This window comes from Micromonospora parathelypteridis, assembly GCF_014201145.1.
Taxonomy (GTDB): Bacteria; Actinomycetota; Actinomycetes; order Mycobacteriales; family Micromonosporaceae; genus Micromonospora; species Micromonospora parathelypteridis.
On the sequence record NZ_JACHDP010000001.1, the window covers coordinates 4,145,387 to 4,170,265 of the forward strand.

The 24,879-nt window shown below is 70.9% G+C and carries 23 protein-coding genes; 18 read left to right on the plus strand and 5 right to left on the minus strand.

The genetic code is table 11. From position 1 onward, the window contains the following. Positions 1-12: 12 nt before the first annotated feature. A complete protein-coding gene (locus HNR20_RS18755) occupies positions 13-2,040 on the plus strand; it encodes an acetoacetate--CoA ligase (RefSeq protein WP_184181605.1) in 2,028 nt (675 codons plus the stop codon). A gap of 58 nt (positions 2,041-2,098) precedes the next feature. Here HNR20_RS18755 and HNR20_RS18760 read toward each other — a convergent pair whose 3' ends face one another. Then, positions 2,099-2,788 (minus strand): TIGR03089 family protein, encoded by a 690-nt coding sequence (locus tag HNR20_RS18760; RefSeq protein ID WP_184181607.1) that lies wholly within the window; start codon positions 2,786-2,788, stop codon positions 2,099-2,101. A gap of 154 nt (positions 2,789-2,942) precedes the next feature. Between HNR20_RS18760 and HNR20_RS18765 the strand changes: the two genes are divergently transcribed. Together HNR20_RS18765 and HNR20_RS18770 are read left to right on the plus strand one after the other, a co-directional pair. After that, entirely contained in the window at positions 2,943-4,088 is a 1,146-nt protein-coding gene (locus HNR20_RS18765) for a glycosyltransferase family 4 protein (RefSeq protein ID WP_184181609.1), read from the plus strand. Between the two features lie 62 nt (positions 4,089-4,150). After that, the gene (locus HNR20_RS18770) at positions 4,151-5,242 is read left to right on the plus strand and encodes a mannose-1-phosphate guanylyltransferase (RefSeq protein WP_184181611.1); all 1,092 of its coding nucleotides are present in this window, start codon (positions 4,151-4,153) and stop codon (positions 5,240-5,242) included. On the opposite strand, the gene HNR20_RS18775 is transcribed toward HNR20_RS18770, so the two are convergent. Continuing rightward, positions 5,211-5,813, minus strand: a complete 603-nt coding sequence (locus HNR20_RS18775) for an NUDIX hydrolase (RefSeq protein ID WP_229687042.1) — start codon at positions 5,811-5,813, stop codon at positions 5,211-5,213. The two genes, HNR20_RS18770 and HNR20_RS18775, sit on opposite strands and share 32 nt — an antisense overlap. A 54-nt stretch (positions 5,814-5,867) precedes the next feature. Here HNR20_RS18775 and HNR20_RS18780 point away from each other — a divergent pair, with 54 nt between their 5' ends. Both HNR20_RS18780 and HNR20_RS18785 read left to right on the plus strand, forming a co-directional pair. Beyond that, on the plus strand, positions 5,868-6,914 hold the full coding sequence (locus HNR20_RS18780; RefSeq protein ID WP_184181615.1) for a hypothetical protein: 1,047 nt from the start codon (positions 5,868-5,870) through the stop codon (positions 6,912-6,914). Positions 6,915-7,202: 288 nt separating this feature from the next. Then, positions 7,203-8,201, plus strand: a complete 999-nt coding sequence (locus HNR20_RS18785) for a winged helix-turn-helix domain-containing protein (RefSeq protein ID WP_184181617.1) — start codon at positions 7,203-7,205, stop codon at positions 8,199-8,201. Positions 8,202-8,213: 12 nt separating this feature from the next. Here HNR20_RS18785 and HNR20_RS18790 read toward each other — a convergent pair whose 3' ends face one another. Further along, complete coding sequence (locus tag HNR20_RS18790; protein WP_184181619.1) at positions 8,214-9,299, minus strand: coenzyme F420-0:L-glutamate ligase; 1,086 nt, start codon at positions 9,297-9,299, stop codon at positions 8,214-8,216. Next, complete coding sequence (gene cofD, locus HNR20_RS18795) at positions 9,296-10,243, minus strand: 2-phospho-L-lactate transferase (RefSeq protein ID WP_184181621.1); 948 nt, start codon at positions 10,241-10,243, stop codon at positions 9,296-9,298. Before cofD ends, HNR20_RS18790 begins: the two co-directional genes overlap by 4 nt. A 98-nt stretch (positions 10,244-10,341) precedes the next feature. Here cofD and HNR20_RS18800 point away from each other — a divergent pair, with 98 nt between their 5' ends. The 6 genes from HNR20_RS18800 (at position 10,342) to HNR20_RS18825 (ending at position 16,972) form a co-directional block, all read left to right on the plus strand. After that, positions 10,342-11,337, plus strand: coding sequence for a hypothetical protein (locus tag HNR20_RS18800; RefSeq protein WP_184181623.1), 996 nt, complete (start codon positions 10,342-10,344; stop codon positions 11,335-11,337). Between the two features lie 171 nt (positions 11,338-11,508). Then, the gene (locus HNR20_RS18805; protein ID WP_184181625.1) at positions 11,509-14,019 is read left to right on the plus strand and encodes a bifunctional FO biosynthesis protein CofGH; all 2,511 of its coding nucleotides are present in this window, start codon (positions 11,509-11,511) and stop codon (positions 14,017-14,019) included. A 163-nt stretch (positions 14,020-14,182) separates the two neighbouring features. Continuing rightward, entirely contained in the window at positions 14,183-14,461 is a 279-nt protein-coding gene (locus HNR20_RS18810) for a hypothetical protein (RefSeq protein ID WP_184181627.1), read from the plus strand. Positions 14,462-14,512: 51 nt separating this feature from the next. Further along, positions 14,513-15,907, plus strand: a complete 1,395-nt coding sequence (locus HNR20_RS18815; protein ID WP_184181629.1) for a DUF4331 domain-containing protein — start codon at positions 14,513-14,515, stop codon at positions 15,905-15,907. Between the two features lie 19 nt (positions 15,908-15,926). Next, positions 15,927-16,256: a phospholipase gene (locus HNR20_RS18820; RefSeq protein WP_184181632.1), complete on the plus strand. Its 330-nt coding sequence runs from the start codon at positions 15,927-15,929 to the stop codon at positions 16,254-16,256. Between the two features lie 458 nt (positions 16,257-16,714). Beyond that, positions 16,715-16,972: a WhiB family transcriptional regulator gene (locus HNR20_RS18825; RefSeq protein ID WP_007455784.1), complete on the plus strand. Its 258-nt coding sequence runs from the start codon at positions 16,715-16,717 to the stop codon at positions 16,970-16,972. A 55-nt stretch (positions 16,973-17,027) separates the two neighbouring features. Here HNR20_RS18825 and HNR20_RS18830 read toward each other — a convergent pair whose 3' ends face one another. Then, positions 17,028-17,477 carry a metallopeptidase family protein gene (locus HNR20_RS18830; protein ID WP_007455785.1) on the minus strand — a complete coding sequence of 150 codons (450 nt, stop codon included), beginning with the start codon at positions 17,475-17,477 and terminating at the stop codon, positions 17,028-17,030. A 152-nt stretch (positions 17,478-17,629) separates the two neighbouring features. Here HNR20_RS18830 and HNR20_RS18835 point away from each other — a divergent pair, with 152 nt between their 5' ends. The 7 genes from HNR20_RS18835 to HNR20_RS18865 all read left to right on the plus strand — a co-directional run bounded on the left by HNR20_RS18835 (position 17,630) and on the right by HNR20_RS18865 (position 24,562). After that, on the plus strand, positions 17,630-17,998 hold the full coding sequence (locus HNR20_RS18835; RefSeq protein ID WP_110562109.1) for a DUF3499 domain-containing protein: 369 nt from the start codon (positions 17,630-17,632) through the stop codon (positions 17,996-17,998). Positions 17,999-18,330: 332 nt separating this feature from the next. Continuing rightward, positions 18,331-19,515, plus strand: coding sequence for a polyamine ABC transporter substrate-binding protein (locus HNR20_RS18840; RefSeq protein WP_184181634.1), 1,185 nt, complete (start codon positions 18,331-18,333; stop codon positions 19,513-19,515). Positions 19,516-19,520: 5 nt separating this feature from the next. Further along, the gene (locus tag HNR20_RS18845) at positions 19,521-20,672 is read left to right on the plus strand and encodes an ABC transporter ATP-binding protein (protein WP_184181636.1); all 1,152 of its coding nucleotides are present in this window, start codon (positions 19,521-19,523) and stop codon (positions 20,670-20,672) included. Further along, complete coding sequence (locus HNR20_RS18850; protein WP_184181638.1) at positions 20,669-21,577, plus strand: ABC transporter permease; 909 nt, start codon at positions 20,669-20,671, stop codon at positions 21,575-21,577. Before HNR20_RS18845 ends, HNR20_RS18850 begins: the two co-directional genes overlap by 4 nt. Continuing rightward, positions 21,574-22,374, plus strand: coding sequence for an ABC transporter permease (locus HNR20_RS18855; RefSeq protein WP_229686981.1), 801 nt, complete (start codon positions 21,574-21,576; stop codon positions 22,372-22,374). Before HNR20_RS18850 ends, HNR20_RS18855 begins: the two co-directional genes overlap by 4 nt. A gap of 290 nt (positions 22,375-22,664) precedes the next feature. Next, positions 22,665-23,480 carry a G5 domain-containing protein gene (locus tag HNR20_RS18860; protein WP_184188681.1) on the plus strand — a complete coding sequence of 272 codons (816 nt, stop codon included), beginning with the start codon at positions 22,665-22,667 and terminating at the stop codon, positions 23,478-23,480. Between the two features lie 236 nt (positions 23,481-23,716). Continuing rightward, entirely contained in the window at positions 23,717-24,562 is an 846-nt protein-coding gene (locus HNR20_RS18865; RefSeq protein ID WP_184181640.1) for a type IV toxin-antitoxin system AbiEi family antitoxin, read from the plus strand. Positions 24,563-24,879 lie beyond the last annotated feature (317 nt).

Genomic DNA, 24,879 nt, shown 5'->3' on the forward strand with positions numbered 1-24,879 from the left:
GAGGGTGGACCAGTGGGTGACATGCTGTGGGCGCCGCCGGCGGACGTACGTGAGCGGTCCCGGATCGGCGACTACCTGCGCTGGCTGCGGGAGCACCGCGGGCTGGACTTCGCCGACTACGACGCGCTGTGGCGCTGGTCCACCACCGATCTGGACGCGTTCTGGCGCTCGATCTGGGACCACTTCGAGGTGGTCGCGCACACCCCGCCGACCGCCACCCTGGCCGAGCGCGGGATGCCCGGCGCCCGCTGGTTCCCCGGGGCCACGCTCAACTACGCCGAGAACGTGCTGCGGATGCCGGGGCGGGCAGACGACGACCCGGTGGTGATCGCGCACAGCCAGACCCGACCGCCGGTCACGCTGACCGCCGGGGAGCTGCGGGAGCAGGTCCGCCGCGTGTCGGCTGGGCTGCGCCGGCTCGGCGTCACCGCCGGTGACCGGGTGGCGGCGTACGCCCCGAACATCGGCGAGACGTACGTCCTGCTGCTGGCCACCGCCAGCCTGGGCGCGATCTTCTCGTCCTGCGCCCCCGAGTTCGGCACGCGCAGCGTCACCGACCGGTGGCTGCAGATCGAGCCGACCGTGCTGGTCGCCGTGGACGGCTACCGGTACGGCGACAAGCCGGTGGACCGGCGCGCCGAGGTGGCCGCGATCCGGGCCGCCCTGCCGTCGCTGCGGCACACCGTCAGCATCGCGTACCTGGACCCGTCGGGTGCCACCGACCACGATCCGGCCGCCCCGGGGGACGCGTTGAGCTGGGCCGAGTTGGCCGCGCCCACCGACGAGCCGTTGACGTTCACGCCGGTGCCGTTCGACCACCCGCTGTACGTGCTCTACTCCTCGGGCACCACCGGGCTGCCCAAGCCGATCGTGCACGGCCACGGCGGCATCCTGCTGGAGCATCTGAAGATGCTCGCCCTGCACCACGATCTTGGCCCGGCGGACCGGTTCTTCTGGTTCACCACCACCGGCTGGATGATGTGGAACTTCCTGGTGTCTGGCCCGGCGGTGGGCGCGACCATCGTGCTCTTCGACGGCAACCCGGGGGTCCGGGCGGAGCCCGGCCGGCCGGCTGAGCCCGATCTCGGTGGGCTGTGGCGGCTGGCGGCGGAGACCGGCACCACGTACTTCGGCACCTCGGCGCCGTACCTGCTGGCCTGCCGCAAGGCCGGCCTGGTCCCTCGGGACATCGCCGACCTGTCGGCGCTGCGCGGCGTCGGTTCCACCGGCGCGCCGCTGCCCGCCGAGGGCTTCCACTGGGTGTACGAGACCGTCGGCGACCACCTCCAGCTCCAGTCGCTCTCCGGTGGCACCGACGTGTGCACCGGCTTCGTCGGTGGGGTGCCGCTGCTGCCGGTGTACGCCGGCGAGATCGCCTGCCGGGCGTTGGGCGCCAAGGTGGAGGCCCGCTCCGCCGACGGCACGCCGGTCATCGGCGAGCTGGGTGAGTTGGTGATCACCGAGCCGATGCCGAGCATGCCGGTGGGCTTCTGGAACGACCCGGACGGCACCCGCTACGCCGAGGCGTACTTCGACGTCTACCCGGGCGTCTGGCGGCACGGTGACTGGATCACCATCAACTCCCGGGGCGGCTGCGTGATCACCGGACGCTCCGACGCCACCCTCAACCGTGGCGGCGTACGGCTGGGCACCGCCGAGTTCTACTCCGTGGTCGAGGGGTTGGACGAGGTGCTCGACTCGGTCGTCGTGCATCTGGAGGACGACGAGGGCGGTGCCGGCGAGCTGCTGCTCTTCGTGGTGCTGGCCGAAGGTCTGGAGCTGGACGACCCGATGCGCGCGAAGATCTGCCGCGAACTGCGCACCGCGCTCTCACCCCGGCACGTGCCCGATGAAATCCACCAGGTGCGCTCGGTGCCCCGCACCCTCTCGGCGAAGAAGCTGGAGGTGCCGGTCAAGAAGATCCTCACCGGCACCCCGGTCGACCAGGCCGCAGCCAAGGGCGCCCTGGCCAACCCCGAATCCCTGACGGCCTTCGCCGCCCTGGCCCAACGCAGAGCCCCCAACAGAACCCCCGCCTGACCCCGCACCCGCGCCCGCTGGCGTCGGGGCGGGCGGCGGGGCAGGGCCGGGGGTGGGGTTAGGGGATGGAGTGGGTTACCTGCTCTGTGGTCAGGCGGGTGGGCAGGCGAGCTGGGTCCAGGTTGGCGCAGAGGACCACGGTGGCGGCCTGGGTCAGGGGAGCCAGCAGCCAGTCGACCGGGTCGGGGTGGCGGGTGGCGTCGACCAGGACCCGGGCGCCGGGAAGGATGCCCAACTCCGTGGCGCGCGCCTCGGCGCGGCGCAGCAGGTGCGCGTCGACGGGGCCCGGCCCGGGCTGCGGGGTGAAGTGGTCGCCGTGCCGGCGCACCTCGACCACGTAGTCGGCGAAGCCGGGCGGCACCTGCCGGAGCGGGGCGGCCATCGGGGACAACCCCAGGGCGTACCGCTCGTCGGCCGGCCAGGACTGCGCCTCGTCGAGCCGGTCGGCGGCGGCGAAGAGCACATCCACGTCGCCCGCCGTGTCGACGACGCTCAGCTTGGCCGACCAGCACCCCAGCAGCACCGCCGCGGTCTGCCAGTGCGGCGGCAGCAGCACGCCGGCCGGGGTGCCCGGGGCGAGGCCGACCTCGTCGACGAGAAGGTTGGCGGTCTTCGCCACCCAGTTCGCCAAGGTGGCGCCGGAGAGTTCGGTGCGGTCGCCACTGGCATCGTCGTACCAGGTGAGCAACGGTCGGTTCGGGTTGGTCGCGATCGCGTCGGCGAACACCCGGGCAATGTTGTCGGCCATCGGCGCGAACGATACGCCCCTGTGGGCCGTACTCGATGACGATGACAAGTCGGCGTACCGTCGGGTCGCAGTCAGCGCTGGCCCCACGCCCCGGCGTAGGCTTGACCCCCGGAGTGTTGTTCCCCACAGACCCGCCAGTGCAAGGAGTCGCCCCGTGACCGCCGGTCGCCCGCCCCGCGTGCTCATCGACGCCACGAGTGTCCCCGCCGACCGTGGTGGTGTCGGTCGCTACGTCGACGGTCTGCTCGGTGCCCTCGGCAAGGTGTGCGGGTCGGGGGTGGAGCTGGCGGTGGTCAGCCTCCGCACCGACCTGGAGCGTTACACCCGGATGCTTCCCGGGGCGGAGATCATCCCCGCTCCGGCCGCCGTGGCGCACCGCCCGGCCCGGCTCGCGTGGGAGCAGACCGGCCTGCCGCTGCTCGCCCAGCAGGTGGGCGCCGACGTGCTGCACTCGCCCTTCTACACCTGCCCGCTGCGGGCCGGGTGTCCGGTCACCGTCACCGTGCACGACGCGACGTTCTTCACCGAGCCGGAGCATTACGACAAGTCCCGCCGCACGTTCTTCCGCAGCGCCATCAAGACCTCGTTGCGTCGGGCCGACCGGGTGATCGTGCCCAGCAAGGCCACCCGGGACGAGCTGATCCGGCTGCTCGACGCCGACCCGACCCGGATCGACGTGGCCTACCACGGCGTCGACCAGGCTGCCTTCCACGCCCCGACCGAGGAGGAGAAGGCCCGCGTACGCGCCCGGCTGGGGCTGGGCAACAGCAGCTACGTCGCCTTCCTCGGTGCCAAGGAGCCACGTAAGAACGTGCCCAACCTGATCCGTGGTTGGGCGCGTGCGGTGGCCGATCGGGCGGACCCGCCGGCCCTGGTGATCGCCGGTGGGCAGGGGCACGACGACGACATCGACCGGGCGGTGGCCGAGGTCCCGTCGCACCTGCGCCTGCTACGCCCCGGCTACCTGCGCTACGCCGACCTGCCCGGTTTCCTCGGCGGTGCGCTCGTCGCCGCCTACCCGTCCTACGGGGAGGGATTCGGGCTGCCGATCCTGGAGGCGATGGCGTGCGCCGCCCCGGTGCTGACCACGCCCCGGCTCTCGTTGCCCGAGGTGGGTGGCGACGCGGTCGCGTACACGTCGGAGGACCCGGAGCAGATCGGCACCGACCTGGCCGCGCTGCTCGACGACGAGCAGCGGCGGTTGTCGCTGGCGAAGGCCGGATTCGACCGGGCCAAGGAGTTCACCTGGGAGTCCAGCGCCGAGGTGCACATCGCCGCCTGGAGTCGCGCCCGTTCGTGACCTCCGGGCCGCGCACGGTGACCCGTGCCACTGCTGACAGCTTCGTCAGGCATGATGTGCGGATGCTCTATGCGGTCATCCCGGCAGGTGGCAGCGGCACAAGGTTGTGGCCGTTGTCCCGCGCCGGCCACCCCAAGTTCCTCCACCCGCTGACCGGCACCAACTCCTCACTGCTCCAGGCGACCGTGGAGCGACTGGCTCCGCTGACCACACCGGATCGGACCCTTGTGGTCACCGGTGCCGCGCACGTCGCGGCGGTTGCTCGGCAGCTGACCGGTCTGCCAGAGGAGAACATCCTGGTCGAGCCCTCCCCTCGGGATTCGTGCGCGGCGATCGCCCTGGCCGCCGCGGTGATCGCGGTGCGCGACCCGGACGCGGTGATGGGCAGCTTCGCCGCCGACCACCTGATCCGTGACCCGGAGAGCTGGGTCCGCACGGTCCAGGAGGCGGTCCGCGGGGCCGAGCAGGGCCTGCTGATGACCGTCGGGATCACTCCGACCCGTGCGGAGACCGGCTACGGCTATCTGGAGACCGGCGAGGAGACCGAAGGTACGCCGTGGCGGCCGGTGGCCGAGTTCAAGGAGAAGCCGGGCGCTGAGGTCGCCGAGGCGTACGTCCGTTCGGGCCGGCACCTGTGGAACGCGAGCATGTTCGTGTGGCGGGTGGACGTCTTCCTCGCCGAGCTGGCCCGCCAGCAGCCGGCGTTGCACGCCGGTGTCGCCGCGATCGCCGCCGCCTGGGGTACTCCGGAGCAGGACGAGATCCTCGGCGCGATCTGGCCGACCCTGCCGAAGATCTCCGTCGACTACGCGGTGATGGAGGGCGCGGCCACCGCGGGTCGCGTCGCGACCGTGCCGGGCGACTTCGGCTGGAACGACGTCGGCGACTTCCACACCCTGGGCGATGTGCTGCCGGCCGACGACGAGGGCAACGTGGTGCTCGGCACCGACGCGAAGTCGGGTGTGCTGCTGCGGGACAGCAGCAACCTGGTGGTCGTGCCGCAGTCGGGGCGGTTGGTGGCCGTCCTCGGGTTGCGTGACCTGATCGTGGTGGACACCCCGGACGCGGTGCTGGTCTGCCCGCGCGACCGGGCCCAGGACGTCAAGGCCCTAGTCGACGAGCTCAAGGAGCGAGGCGAAGAGGGCTACGTCTGAGGGCTGCGAGGGCCGGTGCGACCAGTTGTGCGGTCCCGCCGGCCAGCGGCTCGGGCAGCTGGTCCGGTGGGAACCAGCCCAGCTCCTCGGCCTCGTCGCTGACCTGCTCCACCGCGCCGGGCGGGGCGAGCACGGCGAACCGGACGTCGTAGTGGCGTGAGCCGCCCTGGCAGAGCACCTCGTGCACGTCGATGTCGATCGGCACCGGGTCGATGCGCAGGCCGGCGATCCCGGATTCCTCGGTGGCCTCGCGCAGCGCGGCGTCGACCAGGGTCTGGTCGACCGGCTCGCAGTGCCCGCCGAGCTGCACCCACCGAGCGAACTTGGCGTGGAGGCAGAGCAGCACCCGCGTTCCGGTGGCGTCCAGCACCAGCGTGCTCGCGGTGATGTGCCCGGGGCGGTGCTGGCGGCTCAGCGCGATCGGCCCGGCGCCGAGCAGCGTGAGGGTCCGTTCCCGCGCGCTGGCCGCCTCGGGGCTGGTGGGCTGCCAGTCTTCGAGCAGCGCGGTCGCGTCGGCGTGCAGCGGCGCGTACGTCTCGGGGTCGGTCGGGTGGGCGGTCGGTCCGGTGATCGCGGTGTCGGGCACCCCGACACTGTACGAGCGTGTGCTCCGTACGCTGGCGCGGTGACTCTCCGACTCGTCGAATTCGTGGTGGCCGGCAACGAGGCCAGCGATCTGCTGCCGGTGCGCTCGGCGGTGCTGCTGCGCGCGTACGGTGCCCGGCGGGGCTTCTGGACGGTGCTCGACGAGGGTCCGGTGGAAAGCTGCCTGGCGCTGCTGCTGGAGCTTGACGACGGCGAGTGGACGGCCCGGCACGTGGCGGCCGACGCGGGTGTGGAGAACGGGCGGACCGAGGACGGTGAGGCGCTCGCCCACCACGACGGCTGGGTGTACGTCTTCGGCTCCCACTTCGGCTCGAAGGCCGGCCCGCTGCGTCCCCGGCGCGCCTTCGTGGCCCGGTTCCGGGAGGACGACGCGGCGGCCGGGCCGGTGCCGGTGCACGTGGTGCGCAACTCGTTCCGGTTGCACCGGGCGGTGAACGACGCCCTCGCCGGGTCGCCGCTGACCCTGTTGCCGCCGGGGGAGCGGGTGCGGGCCCGGTTCATCGTCGAGACGTTGGCGAGGGGGACCGCCCGGGAGAAGCGCTGGGTGAGCCGCCTGGCCCCGGACGACCTTCCGTTGAACGTGGAGGCGGCGGCCTTCACGCCCGGCGGGACGGTGCTGCTCGGGTTGCGGTTTCCGGTCACGGAGGCCGGTGAGCCGATCCTGGTCGAGGTGGCCGGTGTACCAGACATGTTCACGGCGGAGCCGGCGTGGCCGCGGGCCCTGCGCGCGTACGTGTTGACCGGGGTCACCCCGCCGGGGGAGCTGACCGGGTTCCGCGCGATCACCCCGACGTCGGACGGCGGGTACGCGGCCGTGATCGGCTCGATCGACGCGCTGGGCAAGGGATCGGTGCTGCTCGACGACCATCCGGGCGGCGGTGACGTCACCTCCCGGCACGTCCACTTCCGGCTTCCGGCGGGCGCGTCGGACGGCGCGTACCGGCTTGTCGGCGAGTCGGTGGTCGACCTGGCGCCGTTCCACCACGTCGAAGGGCTGGCCGAGTTGGACGGGCGACCGTTCTACGTCATGGACGAGGATCACCGGGTCGCGCTCTGGGTCGGCTGAGCCGGGCGGGTGCTGGTGCGGGGGCGGGATGACCGGACGGCACCTCTGCGGAGCAAGGGCCGCAGACCCTCGTGGTGCCGCCCGATCACCGAGGCCTCCCCGGTCCCGGCGCCCTCGTGCCGGTGCATACGAGACGCGCCGGCACGGTGTTCGGGCACTGGAAGCATGACGAACCGTTCCGGGGACGTCGAGGGTTTTCAGTCCAGGCTTAAAGATGGAGATTAGTGCCGGCCAGGTAGAGTCGAACGGTCATCTGGCATCCCCCTGCCGGCGACACTGGAGCGCTCCATGCTGAAGATCCACTTTTCTGGAGAGGACATCCTCCGGACCCGGGTGGCACCGGCTGCGGACCCGGTCTGGGAGCTGGTCCTCAGCCTGCACTCGCTGCAGGGCCGCAACCGCGACCCGTTGACGGCGAGTTGGCGGCGCACGGTGTCCCGAGGGCTGCGTCAGGACGTCGCCTCCGAGCAGCTTCGTCTGCTCTTCGCGCTGAGCCCGCCGCGCGGCTACTTCCCCGACTTCCTCACCCCGTACGCCAGCGTCGACGGCTTCGAGGCCGGGCTGGACGCGCTCCGCAGCACCCCGACCGGGATGCTGCACCGGGACCTGAGCGTGCTCGCCGCCGAGAACCACCTGCCCTCCTCGGCCGCCGCGCTGGCCCGGGGCGATGTGGCGGTGCTGCACCACCTCACCGATTCGATGGAGCAGTACCGGTCGCTGGCGATCAGCCCGTACTGGAGCCAGATCCAGTCGGCCGTCGCGGCGGACCGGGCCCGCCGGGCCAGGGCGCTGCTCGACGGTGGCGTCGAGGGCCTGCTCACCAGCCTCCGGCCGGCCCTGCAGTGGGAGGGCGGAGTGCTCGAGGTCCGCCGCTACCCACACAACCGGGAGCTGCACCTGGACGGCCGAGGGCTGCTGCTGGTGCCGTCGTTCTTCTGCGCGGAAACGCCGGTCGCCCTGCTCGACCCGGCGCTGCCACCGGTGCTGGTCTACCCGGTGGACCGGCTGGGCGGGCTGGCGTCGGTCGACGACAGCGCAGCGGCCCCGGCCGGCGCTGCCCGCGACTCACTCGCCGCGCTGCTCGGCCGCACCAGGGCCGCGGTGTTGCAGGCCAGCGACGAGGGCTGCACCACCGGCGAGGTCGCCCGCCAGCTCAACATCTCACCGGCGGCGGCGAGCCAGCACGCCACGGTGCTGCGCAACGCCGGCCTGCTGGTCAGCCACCGGGACCGCAACAGCGTGCTGCACACGTTGACCCCACTCGGCCGGGCCATGCTGGACGCGTGACCCGGCCACCTGTCACAGGGCGAGCGCGGCGCTCGCCGGGCTGCCGGGCGGCGGCGGCAACAGGGTCGACCCGACGCCCTCGGCGGCCAGTGCGACGCGCAGTCGGTGCAGGTCGGCGCCGAAGCGGACCAGACCGATCGGCTCGACGGGTGTCGGGGCCGAGCCGAGCACCAGAGCGGCGCCGTCCGGCCACCCAGGCATCTCGGCGACCAGTCCGGCGCGTACCTCGGCTTCGTCGACCAGGGTGAAGACCGTGCCGGGGGCGACCACCCCGGCGACCGTGTCGATCGCCCGTCGCACCGCGGTCAGGTCGGCCGGCGTCGGACCGCGACCATCGGCCAGAGTGGCGGCGTCGACCAGCCCGGCGGCGCGGGCCTCCGCGGTACCGAGCGAGAAGAGGTCCTGTGTCGCGTCGCGGACCAGCGCCCGCGCGCCGCTGGCGTCGTCCTGGTTGGTGGCGGAGAAGTAGCCCCGCACCACCGCGACGGGGACCTGGTCGCACTTGCCCTTGATCAGCTCGCCGGCACCGGCCAGCTCGTCCACCACGGCCATCTGGGTCAACTGAAGCTCGTTGCCGTACGGATCCACCTCGCCCCGGTGGTCGCGAATGGCCGGCATCCCGGCCACACCGAGCGCCACGTCGGTGAGCCCGTTGCGCCAGGGCCGACCCATGGTGTCACTGACGATCACGGCCACGTCCAGGTCGTAGCGCTCCCGCAACGCGTCGCGCAGCGCCCGCGCCGAGGCGTCCGGGTCGACGGGCAGCAACACCAGTTGGGTCTTGTCCACGTTCGACGCGTCGATCCCCGCCGAGGCCATCACGAAACCGTGATGGGTCTGCACGATCCGGGTCGGCCCTCGGCTGGCGACCACCCGGGCGGTCTCACCGGCCAGGACCTCGTCCCGGGCGGCCAGCCGCTCGGGCCCGTCCGCCGGGACATCGACCAGCCGCCCCTCCGCCTTCGAGACGATCTTGCTGGTCACCACCAGCACATCGCCGTTGTGCAGCCACGGCGCCGCGGTCGCGATCACCGCCGCGAGATCGTCACCCTCGGTCACGTGGCCGATGCCGAGCACCGGCAGGATCTCCAGCCTCACGTCAACTCCACCGCGGCGCGGACCATGGCCACCGTCGCCGCCTCGTCGGTCATCCGCAGCGGCACCGCGCGGACCGTCACCCCTGGCAGCACCGTGTCGGCGTCCTCCTCGGCCACCAGCCAGCCGTCCAGCAGGCCGCCGTCCGTCCGACCCCCGTAGAGGCGGCCCACCCCGGCCGCGCTGCACTCGACACCGAGCACGGCCAGACAGCGGTCGGCCATTCCCCGTACCGGAGCGCCGCCGATGATCGGCGAGACACCCACCACCGGTGCCGGGCAGTCGGCCACCGCCTCGCGCAACCCCGGCACGGCCAGCACCGGTGCGACGCTCACCACCGGGTTGCTGGGTGCGACCAGCACCAGGTCGGCCGAGCCGATCGCGTCCAGCACGCCGGGCGCCGGCTTCGCCGTCTCCGCCCCGACGAAGACGAAGCGATGGGTACGGATGTCGGCGCGGTACCGCACCCACCACTCCTGGAAGTGGATCGCCCGCTGACCCTGCTCGTCCTCTATGACGGCGTGGGTCTCCAGGCGGTCGTCAGTCGCTGGTAGCAGGCGCACGCCCGGCTCCCAGCGGGTGGACAGCGCTTCGGTGACCGCGCTCAACGGATAGCCGCCGTTGAGCATGGTGGTGCGGACGAGGTGGGTGGCGATGTCCTTGTCGCCGAGGCCGAACCAGTCCGGCTGTGCCCCGTACGCGGCGAGCTCGCCCTTGACCGTCCAGCTCTCGCCGACCCGGCCCCAGCCCCGCTCCGGGTCGGCGCCGCCGCCGAGCGTGTACATGACGCTGTCCAGGTCGGGGCAGATCTTCAACCCGTGTAGCCACAGGTCGTCGCCGACGTTGACCACGGCGGTCACCTCCGCGCCGACCTCGCGGGCGTACGCCCGGACGCCGAGCAGGAACCGGGCGCCGCCGATGCCGCCGGCCAGAACCACGATGTGCATGTCGACCATCCTCGCGCACGTGACGCCTCCGGGCCGCTGGTGGCCCAGGAGACTAGGCTCACGTGCGCCCTGTCCGTTCATGCCCCGAGGGGGAGCTCGTGACCAGCCCCGCCGAGCCCGCGTCCTCCGACGCGACGCAGGCCCGTCAGCTGACCAAGCCACTACGCGAACTCGCTGCGCTCGCGTTGCTCGGCGCCAACGCCGTCTTCCTCTTCGTGGGCCTGCTCCGGCTGATCGCCCCGGACGGCTCCGTCACCGATGGTGCGGGCGGCGCCTTCGGCGCGTTCATCGGGGTGGAGGCGGTGGCACTCCCACTGCTGGCCGTGCTGCTGGCCACGCACATCTCGCCGGTGGTGCCGAAGGCGAAGCTGATCACGCAGGTCGCCCTCGGTGAGTACGCGGTCAGCGCGTTGTTCGGCACGCTGACCATGCTGATCTGGACGGTGGGCCGCCTGGCCGAGGCCGAGGTGCTCGACGCGCTCCTCGGTGTGCTCAGCCGGTTCGCCTGGATGGTGATCTTCGCGGTCGCCGCCTGGGTGGTCTACACCATCTGGCGCGCCCACTACTACGTGCCGCGGCCCAAGCCCCAGCCGGGCGTCTACGGCCAGCCGCAGCCAGGTTGGCCGCAGCAGCAGGGTGGCTGGCCGGCTCCGGGGCAGCCCGGTGGCCAGCCGGCAGGCGGGTGGCCGACCCCCGGTCAGCCCGGCGGCTACCCACCAGCGCAGTTCCCCGGCCAGTACGGCCAGCCCTCGCCGCCGTTCCAGGCGCCACAGTCGGCCCCGCCGCATCCCCAGTCGGCCCCGCCATTCCAGGCGCCACAGTCGGCCCCGCCGTTCCAGGCACCGCAGTCGGCCCCGCCGTTCCCGGCCGGGCCGCAGTCCGCGCCGCCGGCGAACCCCGCCCCACAGTCCGCGCCGCCGTCCCCGGCCGCCTCGCCGTCCCCGGCCGCCCCGCCGTTCGGGCAGCCGCCGTCGGCCGACCCGACGCAGGCCATCCCGCGCCAGTCGGCCGACCCGACCGAGGTGATCTCCCGCCCCACCGACCCGGACCACGACCGAACCCAGCACATCAACCCAACCGACCCTCCCCGCTAGCCCCCCCGGCCCCCGCCCCCCCCCGGCCCCCCGCACCCCGCCCCGTTGATCATGAAGTTGTTGTCCGTTGGCGCGGCGTGTCGTGGCGATAACTTCATGATCAACGGGGTGGGGAGGGGAGCGGGGGCACGGGTTGGTCGAGCGGGATCGCGAAGCGCCTAGGCTGAGCGGATGGTTGATCGCACCTTCTCCGCTCCCAGCGACGCCAGCGTGCGGCGGGCCCTGGGCCGGGCTGCGACCGGGCGGGCGCTGGACGTCGATGAGGCGGCCGCGCTGCTGTCCGCCCGTGGTGACGCGCTGGACGAGTTGCTCCGGGTGGCCGGTGGGATCCGCGACGCCGGCCTGCGCGACGCCGGGCGGCCGGGCGTGGTCACGTACTCCAAGAAGGTTTTCATCCCGCTGACCCGGCTCTGCCGGGACCGGTGCCACTACTGCACGTTCGCCACCGTGCCGCACCGGTTGCCGGCGCCGTTCCTCGACCGCGACGAGGTGCTGGCCATCGCCCGAGCCGGCGCCGCGCAGGGCTGCAAGGAGGCTCTGTTCACCCTGGGTGACCGGCCGGAGGAGCGCTGGCCGGCGGCCCGAAGCTGGCTGGACGAGCGCGGCTACGACTCCACCCTGGACTACCTGCGTGCCTGCGCGGTCGCGGTGCTGGAGGAGACCGGGCTGCTGCCGCACCTCAACCCCGGGGTGTTGAGCTGGTCGGAGCTGCAACGACTCAAGCCGGTCGCACCGAGCATGGGCATGATGTTGGAGACGACCGCGACCCGGCTCTGGTCCGAGCCGGGCGGCCCGCACTTCGGCTCACCCGACAAGGAGCCGGCGGTCCGGCTGCGGGTGCTCGAGGACGCGGGCCGGGTCGGAGTGCCGTTCACCACCGGCATCCTGATCGGCATCGGGGAGACCCCGGCGGAACGGGTGGACGCGCTCTTCGCGATCCGCCGCGCCCACCGGGAGTACGGCCACCTCCAGGAGGTGATCGTGCAGAACTTCCGCGCCAAGCCGGACACGGCGATGCGCGGCATGCCCGACGCCGAGCTGCACGATCTGGCCGCCACGGTGGCGGTGGCCCGGTTGCTGCTCGGTCCGAAGGCCCGGATCCAGGCCCCGCCGAATCTCATCGCCGGCGAGTACGACCTGCTGCTGCGCGCCGGCATCGACGACTGGGGCGGTGTCTCCCCGCTGACCCCGGACCACGTCAACCCGGAGCGCCCCTGGCCGCAGATCGAGGAGTTGGCCCGGCACACCGAGCTGGCCGGGTTCACGCTGCGGGAGCGGTTGACGATCTACCCCGAGTACGTGCGCGCCGGTGACCCGTGGCTCGACCCGCGGCTGCTGCCGCACGTCGGGGCACTGGCCGATGCGACGACGGGGATGGCGGTCGAGTCGGCGATGCCCCAGGGTCTGCCCTGGCAGGAGCCGGAGGAGGTGTTCGGCGGCCGGACCGACCTGCACGCCACGATCGACACCACCGGCCGGACCGATGACCGGCGGGGCGACTTCGACAGCGTCTACGGGGACTGGGCGGAGGTGGCCACGAAGGTGACCGCCGGGCCGACGGCTATCACTGGCGACGACGACCTGCGCGCCGGGTTGCGGCTCGCCGCCGACGACCCCGCCGCGCTGCTGGAGCCGGCGCACACCGATGCCGCGCTGGCGTTGTTCAGCGCGGACGGGCCGGCACTCGACGCGTTGTGCCGACTCGCCGACGACGTCCGTCGGGACACGGTCGGTGACGACGTCACCTACGTGGTCAACCGCAACATCAACTTCAGCAACGTCTGCTACGTGGGCTGCCGGTTCTGCGCCTTCGCTCAGCGTGAGCGGGACGCCGACGCGTACCGGCTCTCCGTCGACCAGGTCGCCGACCGGGCCGAGGAGGCGTGGTCGGCCGGTGCCAGCGAGGTCTGCCTCCAGGGCGGCATCGACCCGAAGATGCCGGTCACCGGGTACGCCGACATCGTGCGCGCGATCAAGGCCCGGGTGCCCGAGATGCACGTGCACGCGTTCTCACCCATGGAGATCGTCACCGCCGCCGCGAAGGCCGGCGTCCCGGTCCGCGAGTGGTTGACGCAGCTGCGCGAGGCAGGGCTGGACACCATCCCCGGCACCGCCGCGGAGATCCTCGACGACGACGTGCGGTGGGTGTTGACCAAGGGCAAACTCCCGGCCGCCGCCTGGGTCGACGTGGTCAGCACCGCGCATGAGCTGGGCATCCGGTCCAGCTCCACCATGATGTACGGCCACGTCGACCACCCCGGGCAGTGGCTGGCGCACTTCCGGGTGCTGGCCGGTGTGCAGGACCGCACCGGCGGGTTCACCGAGTTCGTGGCGTTGCCGTTCGTGCACACCAACGCCCCGATCTACCTGGCCGGCATCGCCCGACCCGGGCCGACCTGGCGGGAGAATCGGGTGGTGCACGCCATGTCCCGGCTGCTGTTGCACGGTCGGATCGACAACATCCAGTGCTCCTGGGTGAAGCTGGGCGACGAGGGCACGGTGGCGATGCTCCAGGGTGGCTGCAACGACCTGGGGGGCACGCTGATGGAGGAGACCATCTCCCGGATGGCGGGCTCCGACAACGGGTCGGCGCGTACCGAGGAGCAGTTGCGGGCCATCGCGAAGGCCGCCGGGCGTCCGGCGCGCAAGCGTTCGACTGCGTACGGTCACGTCCGGCCCTGACGTCGAACCTTTCCCCGCCGCCGGCCGTACCACGCGGTGCCGGCGGCGGTCGCGGCGAGGACCGCCGCCGGTGATCCCTCGTGGGGCCCGGCGGCGTCGTTGGACGGCACCGGACCCGTCCGTCCTCGCGGGCGCGTTCGCGCCGCCGCCGGAAAGGTTTCCCATGTCCAGTGATCAGCGGAAGCGGCCCTGGCCGCGACTGACCCGCCGGCAGACGTTGACTGCCGCGGCCAGCGCCACCCTCGGCGCCGCCGCGCTCACCGTGCCGGGCCTGTCGGCCGCGCAGAACGCCCCGGGCGCGGCCGGACGAGGCGACGAACCGATCGTCGTGCACCTGCGTGACGCCAAGTCCGGAACGATGGACGTCTTCGTCGGTGAGGCCCGGATCGAGGTACGCGACCGCAGCCTGGCGGACCGGCTGCGGCGCGCCGCCCGGCGCTGACCCGGCACTCCGCACTGCCATCCTGTCCCCGCCCAGTGAGGTTGGTCCGCCATGTCTTCCCACCGCGAGGCCCCGGAGATAGCCAAGGATCCGGTCGCCGACAGCTCTGACCTGTACGCGTTCGTCAGCCCCGACAAACCCGACACGGTCACGTTGATCGCCAACTACGTGCCGCTGCAGCTGCCCTCCGGGGGCCCGAACTTCTTCGAGTTCGGTGACGACGTGCGCTACGAGATCCATATCGACAACGACGGCGACGGTCGCCCGGATGTCACCTACCGGTTCGAATTCACCACTGAGATCACCAATCCGAACAGCTTTCTCTACAACACGGGCCCGATCGACTCGCTGGACAGCGAGAACTGGAACCGGCGGCAGTTCTACAGCCTGACCCGGGTGGCCGACGGCCAGGAGCGCCGGCTGGCGCACAAGTTGCCGTGTCCCCCCTGCAACGTCGGCCCGCTGTCCACTCCGAAGTACGCCGAGCTGGTGCGGCAGGCCACCTACTCGCTCTCCACCGGGGAGCGGGTCTTCGCCGGGCAGCGCGCCGACGGTTTCTTCGTCGACCTGGGGGCGATCTTCGACCTCGGCACGTTGCGGCCGTTCCAGCAGCTGCACGTCGCCGGCAAGAAGATCTTCAAGGCCGAGGGTGAGCCGGTCAACGCCACCGACCGGATGAACGTGCACAGCATCGCCGTCCAGGTGCCGCTGAAGCAGGTGCACCGGCGCGCCAACCGCTACGGTGCCGCTGACCCGGCATCGGTGCTCGGGGTGTGGACATCGGCGTCGCGCCGGCAGGTGCGGGTGCTCGGCGACCGGGGTGGGGCGGACACCTCCACCGGCCCGTTCACCCAGGTCTCCCGGTTGGGCAATCCACTGTTCAACGAGGTCATCGTGCCGATGTCCAAGAAGGACCTGTGGAATTCACTGCCGCCCTCGGAGGACAAGCGGTTCGCGCAGTTCGTCGAGCAGCCGGAGCTGGCGGCTCTGCTGCCGGCGCTCTACCCGGACGTCTTCCCGAATCTGGACAAGCTCACCAGGGCGAAGAAGGCCCGAGCCGACCTGGTGGCGATCCTGCTCACCGGCGTGCCGGCCGGTCTGATCGACGGCTTCACCAACGCAACCGGCGAGGTGCAGGCCGACATGCTGCGGCTGAACACCGCGATCCCGCCGACCCGCCGCCCGGACCGGTTCGGGGTGCTCGGTGGCGACCTGGCCGGGTTCCCGAACGGGCGGCGAGTCGCCGACGACGTGGTCAGCATCGCGTTGCGGGCGATCGCCGGTCTGACCGTCCCGCTGGTCGACAAGACGTTCCGCCCGGACGCGGCGGCCGCCGCGGTCACCCCCGGGCTGAGCGCCGCCGACGTGACCGCGCCGTTCCTCGCAAACTTCCCCTACCTGGGTACGCCGTACGACGGGTTCAACAACCCGCCGGCGGCGTCCTGACCGGCGCGGGGGCGCGGAGATGCACGAGCACGCGTACGGGCCGTCGGAGACCGGGAGCGTCGTCCTCGATCTGGGCGGCGACACCGGTGCCCTGATCGTCTACACCGGCCGGGATCTGCACGGTCGGGAAATTGAGATCAGCCGGGGCGATGACCGGCGGGTCCACTCGGCGGTGCGTGAGCGCCGGGTGCAGGACGGCTCGTTCCACAGTGCGGTCTATCCGGATCTGCCCGCCGGGATCTATACCGTCTGGTGGGACGAAAGTACTCCTGCCGGGACGGTTTCTGTCCATGGTGGAGGGATTGCCGAGTTTGCCTGGCCCAGCAGCGGTTTCGGGGTCGTTGGCTGACCCCGTCGTACCGGTTCGAACGCCGCGCCCCGTCCACATCGTGGACGGGGCGCTAGCGCTGTGCCCGGCTTGGCGGGCAGTCTGCGCCGCACCGCGTTAACCTGTCCCCCACCAAGATCAGCTTGGGGGAAAGGGGGTCTGGCGCCATCCTGGCGGCGACTCGTCAGGGGAGCGCCACGGCAGAAAAGTCGGGCAACTCGCCGGAGAGGGCGTTACTCGGCCGGGGTCTGAATCGATAGGGCAGGTTGCGAGGCTGGACGGCTCGAGTGGCCGGCCGGGGGTGTCGGGAGGGCGACTCCATTATCAAGTTTGGCTTGACGGCGCACGCATTACACGCGTGTAATTTGAATGGGGTTGTTCGCACGGAACGCAACAAAACGGGACCGGACGGACAAGCACGCCTTTCGCGTGGGGGGTTGCAGCGGCGATGACGCCGGTGCGCGACAAGGAGGCATTTGATGGACGGCCAGCTTGAGGTGGCCGACCTGCTCGGAAACGCGCCGGAGTGGCAGGAGCGAGCTTTGTGCTCGCAGACCGACCCCGAAGCGTTCTTTCCCGAGAAGGGCGGCTCGACCCGCGAGGCGAAGCGGATCTGTTCGCGCTGCGAGGTCAAGACTGAATGCCTCGAATACGCTCTGGGTCACGACGAGCGGTTCGGCATCTGGGGTGGGCTCTCCGAGCGGGAGCGGCGCAAGTTGAAGCGGCGGGCTGCCTGAGCGGTGCGAGGTCGGGGCGGTGGGGGCCGCCCGACTCACCCGCGCGGGGCTTGGCTCAGGCGAGCTCGTCGGGATCGACCCCGAGGAGGTTCGCCACCTGTTCGATGATCACGTCATGCACGAGGTCGGCGAGGTCCTCACGATCCATCGCCCGGAACTCCAGGGGCCGTCGGTACAGCACGATCCGCGGCGGCACCTCCTGGCGGCCGGGACGGCCGGGCAGCAGCCGGGCCAGCGGGACCTCGCCGTCCTCCAACACGTCGGAGTCGTAGACGTTCAGATCCGGCGGGACATCTTCGACGGCGAACTCGACCCCGGCCAACTCCTTGGCGAACCGACGCTCCAGCGTCTCGACGGTGTCCAGGACCAGGTCGTCGAAGACCTCGGCCTTGGTCCGCGCCAGCGGCACGGTGGCCGGCACCAGCCGTCCGCGCAGGCCGCGACCGTGCCGGTCACGATGCGCGCGCCGGCCAGGGCCGGGGCGGCGGTGTTCCGGGCTCGTCATGAGGCAAAGGGTAGCGCCCGCGCCGGGCTGGTCAGCGGCAGCGCCGCTCACGTGGCGCGGCGAGCCCAGGACGGCGAACTGTGATCACCACAACGGGCGTGTCGCAACGCGAACCGATGCGCCGGACCCGGTAATGGAGATACCCTGCCGCCGTGAGGTCACCACGGCGCTGCTCCCGTAACGGCTGCCCCCGGCAAGCGGTCGCCACATTGACCTATGTCTACAACGAGTCGACAGCGGTGGTGGGGCCGCTGGCCGCGTTCGCCGAGCCGCACACGTACGACCTGTGTGAGCCGCACGCCCGTAGCCTCACCGCACCCCGTGGTTGGGACGTGGTCCGGCACGAGGGCGAGTTCGAGCCGCCGCCGCCCACCACCGACGACCTGGTCGCGCTGGCCGAGGCGGTACGCGAAGCCGCCCGCCCAGCCCCACGTCCCCCGGACCCCGACCAGGGTCACCACGAGAACCCCCACCAAACCGGCCGCCGAGGCCACCTCCGAGTAATCCCCCCCAACCACTAACAAGCACACCGCACCGCGCCGGCTCGGGCTGTCTCGCGCCCTCTCGGGCGGCCTCGCGGCGTTGATCAACGCCGGATCGCCGATGTTGTGGTGTCGAGGCGTGGTTGATACCGCAATGTCGGCGACGTTGAGTGGATCAAGCCGGGAGTCCGGTGCGGGCCTCGGGAGCCACCGGCGCCCGGCGGGCGAGGGCGTCCTACCGCCTTGGCGATCGTGGCCCACGAGCCCCCTCATGTCAGGATCAGTCGTCCCTGGCACCTGAGCCTCACGACTACTCCGTCGGCGCGCCCCCACCGTCCCGCCCGCCGACGATGACCCCTTTAGGAGTCGTCATGCGTACTCCCCTCCGGCCCCTCTCCCGGCGTGGACTGCTCACCGGCACTCTCAGTTCGGCTGCCCTGTTCGCTACGGGCGGCAGCCTCGTCGGTTGCGGCACCAAGGGCGCGCAGCAGACCGAGGCCGGCTGCGTCAGCGAAGACCTCTCCGGCGCTGAGAAGACGCTTGCCTTCTCCAACTGGCCGCAGTACATGGACGTGGACTCCAAGGACGAGTCGAAGCGACCCAGCCTGGACGAGTTCGTGACGAGGACCGGCATCCAGGTGACCTACACCGAGGACATCAACGACAACAACGAGTTCCTCGGCAAGGTGCAGAATCAGCTGGCCGCCTGCCAGAGCACCGACCGCGACATCGTCGTGCTGAGCGACTGGATGGCGGCCCGGATGATCCGGCTCGGCTGGATCCAGAAGCTCGACCCGGCGAAGATTCCGAACGTGCAGGCCAACCTGCTTCCGTCACTGGACAACCGGTCCTTCGACACCGAGAACCGGATCTCCATCCCGTGGCAGTCCGGCCTGGCCGGGTTGGCGTACAACGGCAACGTCACCAAGGAACTGCGGACGGTCGACGAGCTGCTCACCCGCCCCGACCTCAAGGGCAGGGTGACCGCGCTCAGCGAAATGCGCGACACCATGGGTCTGCTGCTCGGGGCGGGCGGGCACGACCCTTCCAACTTTACGAGCGCGCAGTTCGACGACGCGCTCAACAAGCTGAAGAAGGCGGTCGACGCCGGACAGATCCGCAGGTTCACCGGCAACGACTACGCACCCGACCTGGCCAAGGGCGACATCGCCGCGTGCATCGGCTGGTCCGGGGACGTCATCCAACTGTCCGGTGAGGACGACAAAGTGCAGTTCGTGGCACCTGACTCCGGGGCGATGCTGTACAGCGACAACATGATGGTCCCCAACAAGGCCACCCACCGGGCGAACGCCGAGCAGCTCATCAACTACTACTACGAGCCGGTGGTCGCCGCGAAGCTCGCCGCGTACGTCAACTACATCTGCCCGGTCAAGGGTGCCCAGGCCGAGATGGAGAAGATCGACCCTGAGCTCGCGGCCAACCCGTTGATCTTCCCGGACGACGCGTTGCTGTCGAAGTCCAAGGTGTTCATGGCTCTCGACGAGAAGCAGGAGCGGGAGTACGAGGGCAAGTTCCAGCAGGTCATCGGGGCGTGAAGGGGATGACGCGCGAGACACCGGCCGGCGATCTGCGTTTGGCCAACCTCACCAGGCGGTTCGGCACCTTCACCGCGGTCGACGACCTCAGCCTGACCGTTCCACGGGGCTCCTTCTTCGCGCTGCTCGGCGCGTCCGGCTGCGGCAAGACCACCACGCTGCGGATGATCGCCGGGCTGGAGGAGCCGACCAGCGGCCAGGTGCTGCTCGGTGACCGGGACATTTCCCGGCTGCGACCGTACAAGCGGCCGGTCAACACCGTGTTCCAGAGCTACGCGCTCTTTCCGCACCTCAGCATCTTCGAGAACGTGGCCTTCGGGCTGCGACGACGCGGCATCCGCTCGGTCGACGACGCGGTCACCCGGATGCTGTCGTTGGTGCAGCTCGACGGCTTCGGCAACCGCCGCCCCGCGCAGCTCTCCGGCGGCGAACAGCAGCGTGTCGCGCTGGCCCGTGCGCTGATCAACCGACCGCAGGTGCTGCTGCTCGACGAGCCGCTCGGCGCGCTCGACCTGAAGTTGCGCCGGCAGATGCAGATCGAACTCAAGCGGATCCAAATCGAGGTGGGCATCACGTTCGTGCACGTCACGCACGACCAGGAGGAGGCCATGACGATGGCCGACACCGTCGCGGTGATGAACGCTGGCAGGATCGAGCAGCTCGGCACGCCGGCCGACATCTACGAGTTCCCCGCGACCGCGTTCGTGGCGAACTTCCTCGGCCACTCCAACCTGCTCGCCGGTGAGGCCGCCGGCACCGCCGGCGGCGAGGTCGCGGTGACGGCGCACGGCGCGCGCTTCTCGGTGCCCGCCGGCCGGGCACGGGCCGACCGCGGTCCGGTCCACCTGGGGGTACGCCCGGAGAAACTGCATCTGGTCGGCTCCGCCGACCAGGTGCCCGCCGGGCATCAGCACGTCACCGGGGTGGTCACCGACGCTTCCTACGTGGGGGTCAGCACCCAGTACCTGCTGCGCGCCGGCTGGGGCACCGAGCTGTCAGTCTTCGTGGCCAACAGCGGAGCGGCGGTGCGAACGCCGGTCGGCAGTGAAGCCGTGGCGTGCTGGGATCCGCGGCACGCGTTCCTGCTGCCCCGGGACGCCGTCAACACCGACCCGACAGCACCGGCGCTCGACGAGCCGGTGGGCGTGTTGTCGTGACCCTCCTGGCCCCCACCGGATCGGGCAACCCGCCGGCCGCACCACCGGCAGCCCGGTCCGGGCGACGCCGGCTCCTGCCGTACCTCCTGGTGTTGCCCGGCGCGGCCTGGCTGCTGATTTTCTTTGGTGTGCCGTTGGTGCAGCTCGCGGCGGCCAGCCTGTACGACCCCAGCGGCTCGCTCTCCACCGGGTACGCGATGACCTGGGCTTTCAGCAACTATCCGGACGTGTTACAGGCGTACTGGCCGCAGTTTCTGCGCTCGTTCTCCTACGCCGGCGCGGCGTTGCTGCTGGCGTTGCTGCTGGGCTACCCGCTGGCGTACGCGATCGCACAGAAGGCCGGGCGCTGGAAGAACCTGCTGCTCGTCTGCGTCGTCGCGCCGATGTTCACCAGCTTCCTGGTGCGCACGCTGGCCTGGAAGACGATCCTGTCGGACAACGGCACGCTGGTCGGCCTGCTGCGGGACGTACATCTGCTTGCCCCGGACGGCCGGTTGCTGGCCACTCCGGTCGCGGTGGTGCTCGGCCTGACGTACAACTTCCTGCCGTTTCTGGTGCTGCCGCTGTACGCGAGCCTGGAGCGGCTGGACGGCCGGCTGCTGGAGACGGCCAGTGACCTGTACGCGAGCCCGGCGCAGGCGTTTCGGCGGGTGACCCTGCCGCTGTCCAGGCCCGGCCTGGTCGCCGGCACGCTGCTGTTCTTCATTCCGGCCAGCGGTGACTACATCAACGCCGAGCTGCTCGGCACCCCGAACGAGTACATGATCGGCAACGTCATCGACTCGGCCTTCCTGGTCCGGCTGGACTATCCGCAGGGCGCTGCCCTGTCGTTCCTGCTGATGGCGGCGATCCTCGCGGTGGTCTACGGCTATCTGCGCAGCGCCGGCGCCGAGGAGGCGTTGTGAGAGCCTCCCGTTGGTTGGCGGACCGCTGGGTGATGATCGTGGCGTTGTTGGTGCTCGGCTACCTGGCGCTGCCGATCCTGGTGGTGGCCGCGCTGTCGTTCAACCGCCCGTCGAGCCGGCTGTCGTACGACTTCAACGAGTTCACCCTGGAAAACTGGCGTCAGCCGTGCGCCACCTCGGACATGTGCGACGCGGTGCTCCGTAGCGTGCAGATCGGCTTTCTCGCCACGGTGGTCGCCACCGTGCTCGGCACCCTGATGGCGTTCGCGCTGGTCCGGCATCGTTTTCGCGGCCGGTCCGGCATCAACGTGCTGATCTTCCTGCCGATGGCCACCCCGGAACTGGTGATGGGCACGTCGCTGCTGGCGCTCTTCGTGTCCGCCGGGGTGCCGCAGGGCTTCTGGACAATCGTGATCGCGCACGTGATGTTCTGCCTGTCGTTCGTGGTGGTCACCGTGAAGGCGCGGCTCGCCGGGATGGACCGGCGGCTGGAGGAGGCCGCCATGGACCTCTACGCCAGCGAGTGGCAGACCTTCCGGCGGATCACCCTGCCGCTGGTGCTGCCCGGCATCGTGGCTGCGGCGTTGCTGGCCTTCTCGCTGAGTTTCGACGACTTCATCGTCACGAACTTCAACGCCGGCACCACCGTCACGTTCCCGATGTACGTCTGGGGCGCTGCCCAGCGGGGCATCCCACCGCAGGTCAACGTCATCGGCACCGCGATGTTCGTGCTCGCGCTGCTGCTGGTCGGCCTCAACTCGCTTCGGGGGCGGCGGTCCCGCCGCGCGGCGAGCTGAGGCCTTTGCTGACGGCATCTCGACACAACCTGCGTCGAGAGGCCGTCGGCTTTTGTCGGACCCAACGAATCGACCGTGAATTAGCCCGGTACCTGCCGTTTTACAGCTCAGGTAGGCACGTGTGGCCGCACGATCGGCCCTGCCGGGCCGACCCGAGGGCTTGCCGCGGTTGTCGGTTCGTCGCGGGAGGGGGCACCCACCGATCGTCCCTGCGCTGCGAATGGCGCGGGTGATCGTCGCGACGGCGGATATTGCAGCCAGTATTTGCGACGACACTCATCGCCGTGACGATGCAACCACCGCAGAATCCTGGGCCGCACCCGCCGTCGTTCGCCCCGGGACCCCGACCGAACTGGTTCCGCCGGGCCAGCCCGGGCCGTCGAGTGGCCGTGATCCTCGGCTCGGTGGCCCTCTCGTTCCTGCTGCTCTGCTGCACCGGTGGCGCCATCATCGGCGCGCTGACCGGCGAACCGGAGTCCACCCGTACCGGCACGGCAGCCGACGAACCGCAGCAACCCATCGTGGCGGCACCCGCCGAGCCGACGGGGGACACCGACGCGCAGGTCGCGTCGCCGATCGCCGATCCATCTGCCACGCAGGTCCCGTCCGATGCGGCGCCTTCGTCCGCTGGGCCTTCGTCTGGTGTGGCGCCCTCGGCTGGTGCCGCGTCCACGTCTGGTGCGGCGCCCGCCCCGGTCGTGCGGGTGCGGACGGTCACGGAGCAGGCCGCGATCAAACATGGTGTGCGGACCGTCAAGGACTCATCGCTGGCCGAGGGCAAGCGGGTGGTCCGTACCAAGGGTGTGGACGGCGTGCGAACGCTGACCTACCAGGTGACCACCACCGACGGGGTTCAGACGGGCCGGAAGCTGGTCAAGTCCGCCGTGACGAAGCAACCGGTGACCGAGGTCGTCGCCGTCGGCACCAAGAAGCCACAGTCGTCGAATTGCGACCCGAACTACAGCGGTTGCGTCCCGATCGCCAGCGACGTCGACTGCGCGGGCGGCAGCGGCAACGGCCCCGCCTACGTCAGCGGACCCGTCAGGGTGATCGGCAACGACATCTACGACCTGGACCGCGACGGCGACGGCACAGCCTGCGACTAACCCCCCACCCCATCCCCCCGGCGATCTTGCACTTTCTGCCCCCGCTTTCCTCGCGTATCGGGCATTTCTGCGACAGAAAATGCAAGATCGCCGGGGGAGGGTGGCAGGGGTGGCGACGGGGTGGGGGCGGCTAGCACGGGGGAGGGTTGTGTGGGGGTTGTCCACAGGGGGATTTGTTTTCCACAGGTGGGTCGTGGGGGACTTCCGTGGGGTCTTGGGTCGGTCAGCCTGCTGTCATGGCAACTCAGTTGTGGCGTACCGACGCGCTGATGCGCGGACTCACCGTTCGACGGATCCGCACCCGGCTCGGTCGGGAGGAGCTGCTTCGGGTGCGTAGAGGGGTCTACGCCGACCAGCCCTGCGGTGATGATGACGAACTCCGTGCGCTGATGCTTCGCCTGCCTGAAGGGGCCATGCTGGCAAGGCAGAGCGCGGCACGTCGGCACGGTTTCGGGGTGCTGCGGGACGACCTGATCCATATCCAGTTACCCGCCGAGGTGCCGAAGCCCCGCCTGCCCGGAGTCGTCGTACACCGGAGCGTTCTATCTGTTGATCCAGTCTTCGTTGCAGGTCTGCCTTGCGTACCTGCGGCCCGCTGCGCCGTCGACCTGGCCCGCGCCGTCCGGCGGCTCGACGCCCTGCCGGTGCTCGATGCCGCACTTCGGTCGGGCGTGGTCAGCCAGGACGATTTGTTGGCGGAGGTCTCGGTCCACGGTGCCTTGCGTGGGGTCCGGCAGGCCCGGCAACTCATCTCGCTGGCCGACGGTCGGGCAGAGTGCCGGCAGGAGAGCCAACTGCGGCTGATCGTGGTCGACGGAGGGCTACCACCGCCCGAACCGCAGCTCTGGGTGAGCGACGGCGACGGCCACCCGCTCTACCGGCTTGATCTGGGTTATCGCGAGCGTCGGGTTGGCATCGAGTACGACGGACTGTCGCACCTGGACCGCAGTCGGCTTCGGTACGACCGGGAGCGGATCAACTGGCTGGATGCTGCTGGCTGGCGCATGCGCTACTTCACCGACCGCGACCTCTACCGTCGCCCCCAACACATCAGAGCCACCATCCGCGCAGCCCTGTCCTAACCCACCCCGCCCCACCCCGCCCCACCCCACCCAAGGTCCCGGCGATCTTGCACTTTCTGCCCGGACCATTTCCGCATTCGGGACATTTGAGCGACCCAAAGTGCAAGATCGGCGGGCCCGGGCGGGGTGGGGTGGGGGAGGGGTGGGGGAGTTTGGGATTGGCGTGACGCGGGTCACCTGCGGTCGTCGGCGGCGTAGTCGTTGGGGATGGATGGTGCAGAACGCGTGGGGTGGGGACGAAACCGGCAGGGGCCTGGGTTGGGGTGGTTTGTCCGCTGGGCGGTGCCGTGGAGGATGGCTACGGCGAGTGCTTACAG